The 9,601-nt window shown below is 39.0% G+C and carries 5 protein-coding genes; 3 read left to right on the plus strand and 2 right to left on the minus strand.

Features of this window, described 5'->3' with window-relative positions:
• Window positions 1–28: 28 nt before the first annotated feature.
• The gene (locus tag AB9K26_RS03695; protein ID WP_369971190.1) at window positions 29–1,075 is read right to left on the minus strand and encodes a GDP-L-fucose synthase family protein; all 1,047 of its coding nucleotides are present in this window, start codon (window positions 1,073–1,075) and stop codon (window positions 29–31) included.
• 9 nt (window positions 1,076–1,084) lie between these two features.
• Window positions 1,085–2,200, minus strand: a complete 1,116-nt coding sequence (gmd, locus tag AB9K26_RS03700; RefSeq protein WP_369971191.1) for a GDP-mannose 4,6-dehydratase — start codon at window positions 2,198–2,200, stop codon at window positions 1,085–1,087.
• Window positions 2,201–2,630: 430 nt separating this feature from the next.
• Here gmd and AB9K26_RS03705 point away from each other — a divergent pair, with 430 nt between their 5' ends.
• The 3 genes from AB9K26_RS03705 to AB9K26_RS03715 all read left to right on the plus strand — a co-directional run.
• Window positions 2,631–7,433 (plus strand): lamin tail domain-containing protein, encoded by a 4,803-nt coding sequence (locus tag AB9K26_RS03705; RefSeq protein ID WP_369971192.1) that lies wholly within the window; start codon window positions 2,631–2,633, stop codon window positions 7,431–7,433.
• A gap of 29 nt (window positions 7,434–7,462) precedes the next feature.
• Complete coding sequence (locus tag AB9K26_RS03710; protein ID WP_369971193.1) at window positions 7,463–7,627, plus strand: hypothetical protein; 165 nt, start codon at window positions 7,463–7,465, stop codon at window positions 7,625–7,627.
• A gap of 201 nt (window positions 7,628–7,828) precedes the next feature.
• Window positions 7,829–9,601 (plus strand): hypothetical protein (locus AB9K26_RS03715; protein WP_369971194.1); only part of this gene is annotated, 1,773 nt, incomplete at its 3' end.

Below are 9,601 nucleotides of genomic sequence, written 5' to 3' on the forward strand. Positions count from 1 at the left end.
ATTTCTTTTATCCTAACATTGTAGAAAATCAGCGACTCAAATACCAATCATACATCTGTTGAATACCATTTTCGAGACTCATACTATGTTTCCAGCCCAAGTCATGAAGCTTTGAAACATCGGTCAACTTTCTAAAGGTGCCATCTGGTTTGTCAGAATTGTAAACGAATTCTCCTTTAAATCCGATAATGGACTTGATGGTTTCTGCCAATTCAGATATTGAGATATCCTCACCTGTTCCAATATTGATATGCGTATTTCGAATCTCTTTTTGTCCTTCTGAAAACGTGTCCTTAAAATCCCTGTTTTCCATCAAAAACACACAGGCATCAGCCATGTCCTTTGACCAAAGAAATTCTCGTCTCGGATTGCCAGTTCCCCAAATCTCAACATTTGAGGCATTCACTCCAAATGATGATAAATAGTCTTTTGCTTCCTCAATAGAAGCCAAACCTGTATCTTTTAAGATGGCGTCATATTGTCCTTCGGACAACAGTTTTGCTAAATGGATTTTTCTAATAAGCGCAGGTAAAACATGTGATTTTTCCAAATCAAAATTATCATTCGGTCCATACAGATTGGTAGGCATTACAGAAATGAAATTAGTGCCATACTGCAAATTATAACTCTCACACATTTTGATGCCTGCAATCTTAGCAATGGCATAAGGCTCATTGGTATATTCCAACGGATCGGTTAGAAGATACTCCTCTTTCATCGGTTGAGGTGCATTTTTTGGATATATACAAGTGCTTCCCAAAAAAAGCAGTTTTTTAACCTGATGCAAATAACTGTGATGAATCACATTATTCTGAATCATCATATTGTCGTAAATGAAATCAGCTCTGTAGGTATTATTGGCGACGATTCCTCCAACTTTGGCAGCCGCTAAAAATACATATTCAGGTTGTTCAGTTTCAAAAAAAGATGCCACATCAGAAGCCTTTGTAAGATCTAATTCCCTATGGGTTCGGGTAACAATATTAGTATAGCCTTTGGCTTGAAGGTTTTCGAAGATGGCACTTCCAACTAAACCTCTATGACCAGCGACATAAATTTTAGACTCTTTCTTCATAAGCGGTTCTTACTCAAAATAGTTTTTAATTCGATAGCCACCATCTTTAAGGTACTGCTGCTTTTTCATCAATTTTAGATCGCTAGACATCATGTCTTCGACTAAAGCAGGTAAGTCATATTTAGGAACCCAACCTAATTTTTCCTTAGCTTTTGTAGCATCACCAATAAGTAAATCGACCTCAGTTGGACGATAGTATTTTTCATCAACAGCAACAACTTCCTTTCCTATTTCGAGCTGATAATCTGGATTTGAAGACGATTTTACATACCCTTTTTCATCGGCACCTTGACCTTTGAATTCCAATTCCACACCAATATGTGCAAAACACATTCTTACAAAATCGCGAACTGAAGTGGTTTTACCGGTAGCAATGACCCAATCTTCAGGTTCATCGGCTTGTAGAATCAACCACATCATTTGAATATAGTCTTTTGCATGTCCCCAATCTCTTTGCGAATCAAGGTTTCCTAAATACACTTTGTCTTGAAGACCTAGGGCAATTTTTGAGGTTGCTCTAGTTATTTTTCGCGTTACAAACGTTTCACCTCGTATTGGAGATTCGTGATTAAACAAGATACCGTTACAAGCAAACATTCCGTAAGCTTCTCTATAGTTAACTGTAATCCAATAGGCATACATTTTAGCAACAGCATACGGACTCCTTGGATAAAAAGGTGTTTTTTCCGTTTGCGGCACTTCCTGTACTTTACCATACAATTCAGAAGTAGACGCTTGATAAATTCGAACTGATTTTTCCAAACCTAAAATTCGAACTGCTTCCAAAATCCTAAGTGTACCAATACCATCGGCATTGGCGGTATATTCAGGTGTTTCAAATGACACATGAACATGGCTCATAGCAGCAAGATTATAGATTTCATCTGGCTTCACCTCTTGAATTATTCGAATGAGATTTGTACTATCGGTTAAATCGCCATAGTGAAGAAAAAAGTTTCTATTAGATTCGTGAGGATCTTGATAAAGATGGTCTATTCTATCTGTATTGAATAAAGACGAACGTCTTTTGACACCATGAACCTCATATCCTTTTTTTAAGAGAAATTCACTTAAATAAGCACCATCCTGGCCAGTGACTCCTGTTATTAATGCTACTTTGCCCATTGTATATTTGTATTTGACTAATTTTATTTAACTGAAGAGCATTTTAAAATCTGTCAATCTTCACCGAAAGGATTGATTGCTGCTCTTAAATTCGGAACAAATATATTCTAAATCCATTAACCGAGTAAAGAATATTCCACGAATCCACAAAAAACTGGAAAATAGTTTCATTCTGACAAGTTTTCAACAATATAAACTGAAAGATATAAACACTTAACTAATAAGCAAATGCCTTTCATCCCTTGTGACTTTTCAGATTCAATCGGGTCAAAAAACCATAGCGTATGTTAATATCATGCTAAATTAAACATTTGTTAATATTAAGTACCTACATACTGATTAACTTTGCTTTATATTTGCTATCGCTATTAATCTAATTAATACTTTAGAAACTAAATTTTTACAGTTTTAAAACAATTTTAATGACATTATGAAAAAAATTTACACATTATTATTAGCCCTAATGATTTCCGGATTAGGGTTTGGACAAGTTTTCATTACGGAAATAGCTGATCCAGACAACAGTGCTGGGTCTAGGTACGTAGAGCTTTACAATGCTGGCGGCACATCAGTTGATTTATCAACTTGGGCACTTAGAAGATGGACGAATGCTAATGCTGCACCTCAGAGTGATGTAGCCTTAAGTGGAACTATTCCAGCAGGAGGATTTATCATTTTTGCTGCCAATAGTGCTACGTTTTCGGCAACATTTGCAAGCTTTAGTGGAACAGTTATTCAACTTGGTACTGGAGGTCCTGTTGATAGTAATGGAGATGATAACATTGCTTTAATTGATAACACTTCATCTATTGTAGATATTTTTGGAGTTCCTGGTGAAGATGGTACTGGTACCTGTCACGAATTTGAGGATGGTAGAGCAGAAAGAGCAGCTTCAGTAACTTCAGGAAATGCAACTTGGGATGAAGCTGAATGGAACGTTTGGGCGGATTCTGCAATCGCTGGTTGTACAAATCACACATTAGGAGCACAGTCTGCACCTGCTGATTATGATCCAGGTGAATGGATTGGCGCTGCACCTCCAAGTAGCGATACAGAAGTAGCCTTTATTGGGACCTCTGCTTCAGTTTCTGAAGGTGATGGTATCTTTGAATTAGAATTTACAATCCTTAATGAAAGTGCGACTACTGCAACTTCTTTTGATGTAGTTTTAACGGTTGGTGACGCTGCCGATGTTGATTCATACACGACTCAAACAGTAACCTTTCCTGCAGGATCTACCGCTGATCAAACAGTAACGGTTACCATTACAGATGATGCTACATTTGAAAATGATGAAACACTTACATTTGAAATTCAAAATGTGACTGGAGGAACTAATGCTGCTGTTGGAGCTTTCAATACTTTCGATTTAACCATCACCAATAACGATGCGCCACCTACTATTGCATTGCCTTATACTGAAGATTTCTCAGATTGTAATGCAGCACAATGGGTCGCTTATGATCAAAGTGGTGCTAATTCTTGGACTTGTGGTTCTGGTCAGTTCACTATGAATGGATTCCCTAATCCAGACGATGTTGATTGGTTGATCTCTAATTTTAGTATTGATTTCGATTTAACTTCCAACGAGAATATTGCAGTCACTACCAATGAGAGATTTGGTGATGCCGTTAATGATCCAGGCGAATTTGAATTACGTTATTCAACTGATTACGCTGGTTTCGGTGATCCAACATTAGCTACATGGACGGCCTTAACGTTCGATCCTAATAACACATCAACTGGAGGTACACCATCTGCTGATACAGTAACAGTTGTTGATGCTTCTGGAATTACTGGAACTGCTTATCTTGCATTTTTCTATGATACTGCAGCAGGTTCAGGTGCTGAAGAATGGAATATTACTGAAATCTTAATCCAAGAAGGGGCACTTCCTACCGAGGTTAACTTTATCGGAGCAACGGCAAGTGTTGCAGAAGACTCTGGAACTTACGATTTAGAATTCACTATTCTTAACGAAGATGCTATCAATCCAACCTCTTTTGATGTTGTTCTAACAGTTGGTGATGCAGCTGATATTAATGCTTATACAACTCAAACGGTAACGTTTCCTGCTGGATCTACTGCTGATCAAACAGTAACAATAACAATCACTGATGATGCTATTGAAGAAACCGACGAAACCTTAACGTTTGAAATTCAAAACGTCACTGGTGGAAATGCTGCTGCTGTTGGTGCAAACAGTACATTTGATTTAACTATTTTGGCTAACGACGAACCTGTATTACCAGGCACATTATATGATGCAGATTTCTCAAACGATGGTGATGGTTTCCCTGCTCATAATTCCTCGTCTCCTCCTGCTGCTGGACCAGCTCAAGTAGGTCCTTTTGGAACTGCTCCTAATGCTTGGTTCTTATCTTATGACACCACACCTGGTACTGATGGTTCAGATAATATTTTTGAAGTTATTGCTGGTGAGTTGGTAAGTGATGATTGGGGTGGACAAGGTATTTTTACGAGTCAAGTAATAGATGTTACTGGAATTAGCGTTGTAGATATAACCGCTACTGGTGTAAATGTTGGTGCTAACGATGATAACTTTACATATTTCTATATCCTAGATGGAGGCTCTAGAGTGGAAACTCCTGTTTCTTCAACCAATGGTGATCCTGTTAACTATTCAGTATTGAGTTTAGACGTTTCGGGTGCTACTAGTTTGGAGGTTGGATTTGAATTCTCCGAAAACGGAGGTGGTGATGGCTATAATGTTTCTGAGTTTTTAGTTGTTGAAGGTTCAGCAGACACCTCTGTTCAATTTACGTCAACTTCTGATACAGTAATTGAAAATGCTGGAACTTATGATTTAACTTTCGAAATTACTTTCGAAGATGCTATTAACCCGACTTCTTTTGATGTCGTCTTAACTGCTGGTGATGCTGCTGATATTGATTCTTACACAACTCAAACAGTAACATTCCCTGCTGGAAGTGCAGCAAACCAAACTGTTACGGTAACAATTACTGATGACGCATTGGTTGAACCAATTGAAACTTTAACTTTTGAAATCCAAAACGTTACAGGTGGAAACAATGCTGCAGTTGGCATTAACAATACTTTCAACCTAGACATACAAGATAATGATGGTGGTGTTCCTCTTCCAGGAGACATAGTGATTTCAGAAATCATGTACAACACACCTAGTACTGATGATGAGTGGGTTGAACTTTACAATGGTTCTGGTTCAGACATCACGTTGGATACTAACTGGAGATTAAGTTATAATGGTAATACATTTGATTTTGCTGGAACCGTGATTACAGCTGGAAGCTATTTAACTGTAGCCTTAGGTAGTAATGGTGATGGTACATATAACAACGATAATCCATTTACTCCTGATGTAAGTGCTATTGCGACTCCAGTTGCTACAACTAATGACACCAATAACTTAGGTAACACTTCTGCAACTATTGAGGTTATTTATGATCCAAGTGGTGCAAATATCACTATTGACACCGTTACATATGATGATGGTGCACCTTGGCCTTCTGCTGCTGATGGCGATGGTCCTTCATTAGAGTTAATCGATGTGACTTTTGACAATACAGATGGTGCAAATTGGGTTGCTTCCGGCTTTTACAATGGTGGTACTCCTGGTGCTGCTTATGTTGCTCCAGTTACCTATACTTTTAATGGAACTTGGTCTCCAAATGATCCAAACGGTACAGCTACTGCTAGTGATGATATCGTAATTGAGTCTGGTGATGCTGTTATCATTTCAAATACAACTTGTAACTCTGTAACTGTAAATCCAGGTGCTGGGCTTACAGTAAATACTGGTGTAACTTTAGAAGCTACTAACGGATTAACTTTAGAATCTACATCAACAAGTTATTCAAGTTTAATCCTTGATGGTTCTGTTACTGGAACGCTTTCTTATGAGCGTCATGTAAACATTAATGGTACTGGTTCAACGGGAAGCAACGATTTAGTATCTGCGCCATTGACAGGACAAGCGTTCAGTGATTTCGCTGCTGCGAACCCTAACCTTTTCGATAATGGTGCAGGAACATTGTTCTTATTTGGTCCTTTCGATAAGACGACAGGTGACTTCGTAACTTATGCCGATACTGAGGCTGCTACACTTGATGCTAGCATTGGATATAGAGCTGCTACTGATGACAATGGATCTTTGACATTTACTGGAGCTGCTGAAAATGGTACCGTTAACAACAATATTCTTAATTCAGGACCTGTTCGTCAAGAATGGAATTTGGTAGGTAACCCTTACCCTTCTTACTTGAATGTTCAAGATTTCCTAACTCATGAAGTAGATACAGGCGTGACCAACCTAAACCTATTTGATGCACCTAGTGCAGCAATCTACGGTTACGATGGAAGTGCTACAAACGGTTGGACTATCTATAATTTAGCGACTACTACGCCTTCTACAGTTATAGCACCTGGACAAGGATTCTTTGTAAGCGCTGATGCGGCTAACGTTGCAGCTTATGACCTAGAGTTTACTCCTGCAATGCGTTCAACAGGAAATACAGATGACTTCATCGTTGGAAGAAATGCTGAGCTTAAGTATTTAGTACTTAACCTTGCTTCTGGAAATAAGTCAAACAACACAGAGTTCTATTTCAATTCTAACGCAACCCAAGGTTTTGACCTAGGATACGATGCTGAGGTTTGGAGTGGTGTTGCTTCTGAATTTGCTGTGTATTCACATTTAGTTCAAGCTAACAATGGAGAGTCTATGGCTCTACAAGCATTAAATATCTCAGACCTTTCTGATGTAACCATTCCGTTAGGTGTTAATGCAAACGCTGGAGAGCAAATTACTTTCAGCATTGCCGATACTACGTTACCTTCTTCTGTAAACGTATATCTTGAAGATGTAGCAACTAACACTGTCACTTTACTAAATAATTCTGACTATGTTATGACTCCAAATGCAAATTTATCTGGTACTGGTCGTTTCTACTTGAGATATTCTGAAGATGCGCTTTCAACTATTGAAAATAGCATTGATAAACTGAATATCTTCGCCCTTAATAGTTCTGATCAAATAGTTGTTAGCGGACAGTTGTTCGAGAACACTAACTTAGATCTTTATGATATTCAAGGTAGAAAAGTATTGAGTACTAAACTTGATGAGTCATTATTACAGAATCGTATTGATGTTTCAAATATCAACAGTGGTGTTTATTTAGTTACTGTACAAAACAGTAACCATAGCATTACTAAAAAAGTGATTTTGAAATAAGCCATTAACTTTTAATCTTCTTGATAATTATGAAAGAAACACATAAATCGCAAGATCAAATAACACGTAAGGAAGCTCTTAAGAAGATGGGGAAATATGCTGCGCTTACAGCTATAGGAACATTCATTGTTTTGAATCCTAAAAAAGCCCAAGCAACATCTCCACCTGATCCAGGAGGAAATCCTTTTGATTAATTTTTTAAGTTTGTTAAAAGAAAGCGCACTTTTTAGTGCGCTTTTTTTGTGTTAGCGTATTTATTTTTAAACCACGCAAAAACTAATTTTTTCTACATTTCAAATTAATAGAATCTAAAAAGTACAACTTTTACTATATTTGGCAACTATATTTTTGGTTGTAGCAGATTGCATTTCAATCAAATACAAGACAATTAATCCATGAAAAAGAAAGCATTACTCTTCATTGCTATATGCACTAGCTTATTAAGTTTTAGCCAATCCTCAGAACTTGTTTTTTTGAAACTCGGAATAAGTTCAGGAGGAAACTCTTACAACACTGATGTTTATTTCAATCCAAATGCAACTCGAGGTTTTGATCTTGGATATGATGCGCAATTTGTATTCGAAATTCCTTCTTTTGCTATTTACTCTTATCTTGTTGATGGCAATCTTACAGATCCTTATGCATTGCAAGCTGTAAACACGCTAGATCTTGCCGACATTACTATTCCTATTGGCATTACTGCCAGTCAAGGTCAAACAATAACCTTTAGTTTGTTAGTGAATCAACTACCTGAAACTACTGAAATTTATCTTGATGACCTAGTTGCTGATACTTCAATCGACATAAAAGCAACTAACTATATTTTAACATTAGACTCTCCACAATCTGGAGCAGGAAGATTCTATCTTAGGGTTTCAGATAGCACTCTTATCACTAATTATGTGTTTGATGGCACATGGTCACCAAACGATCCTAATGGAGTTGCCACTTCAAATGACACCATCACTATCGAATCTGGAAATGCAACCATTAATTCAAATACAACCTGTAATTCTTTAATTGTAAATCCAGGTGCAGGACTTATTGTCAACACTGGTATAAACTTAGAAATCACTAATGGCGTAACTTTAGAATCTACCTCAACTACGTACTCTAGCTTGATCCTTGACGGAACTGTTGGTGGAACCATCAACTACGAGCGTCACGTGAACATCAACGGTACTGGTTCCACTGGAAGCAATGACCTAGTGTCTGCTCCTTTATCTGGACAGGCCTTCAGTGACTTCGCTGCTGCCAACCCTAACCTGTTCGACAACGGTGCCGGAACATTGTTCCTCTTCGGTCCTTTCGATAAGTCAACCGGTGACTTCGTGACCTATGCCAATACTGAAACGGCTACCTTGGGTGGCGACGGTGTTGGGTACAGAGCCGCAACAGATGACAACGGTACATTGACATTTACAGGTACTGCAGAAAGCGGAACCGTGGCCAACGATATCCAAAACTCTGGACCGATCCGTCAGGAGTGGAACCTGGTAGGTAACCCTTACCCATCGTACATGAACGTACAGACGTTCCTTACGCACGATGTTGGAGGCACTACCAACCTTGCCCTGTTCGAACCGGCTTCGGCAGCGATCTATGGTTATGACGGTAGCGCTACTAACGGATGGACCATCTACAACCTGGCTACGACAACGCCGTCTACGGTAATGGCTCCTGGACAAGGGTTCTTCGTGAGTGCCAATGCGGCCAATGTCGGACCTTATGACCTAGAGTTCTCTCCGGACATCCGTTCAACTGGCACTAGCGACGACTTTATCGTCGGTCGTAACGCTCAGTTGACATACATGGTCCTTGACATCAATACCACCAACAAGGCCTTCAGTACCGATTTCTACTTCAACCCTAACGCATCTCAAGGATTTGACCTGGGTTACGATGCAGCGGTATGGGGTGACGGTGCACCTGAATTTGCGGTGTACTCTCATTTGGTACAGGACAACACTGGTGTGGCGATGGCGCTTCAGGCACTCAACGGTTCTGACCTTGCCGATGTTACGATTCCTCTTGGGGTCAACGCCAACCAAGGTGAGCAGCTTACCTTCAGTATCTCTGATTCTACCTTGCCAGCTTCTGTTGAGGTATATCTCGAGGACACTGTTGCAAATACTTTGACACTGTTGAACGATTCAGATTACGTGATC

This window comes from Psychroserpens sp. XS_ASV72, from assembly GCF_041224425.1.
GTDB lineage: Bacteria > Bacteroidota > Bacteroidia > Flavobacteriales > Flavobacteriaceae > Psychroserpens.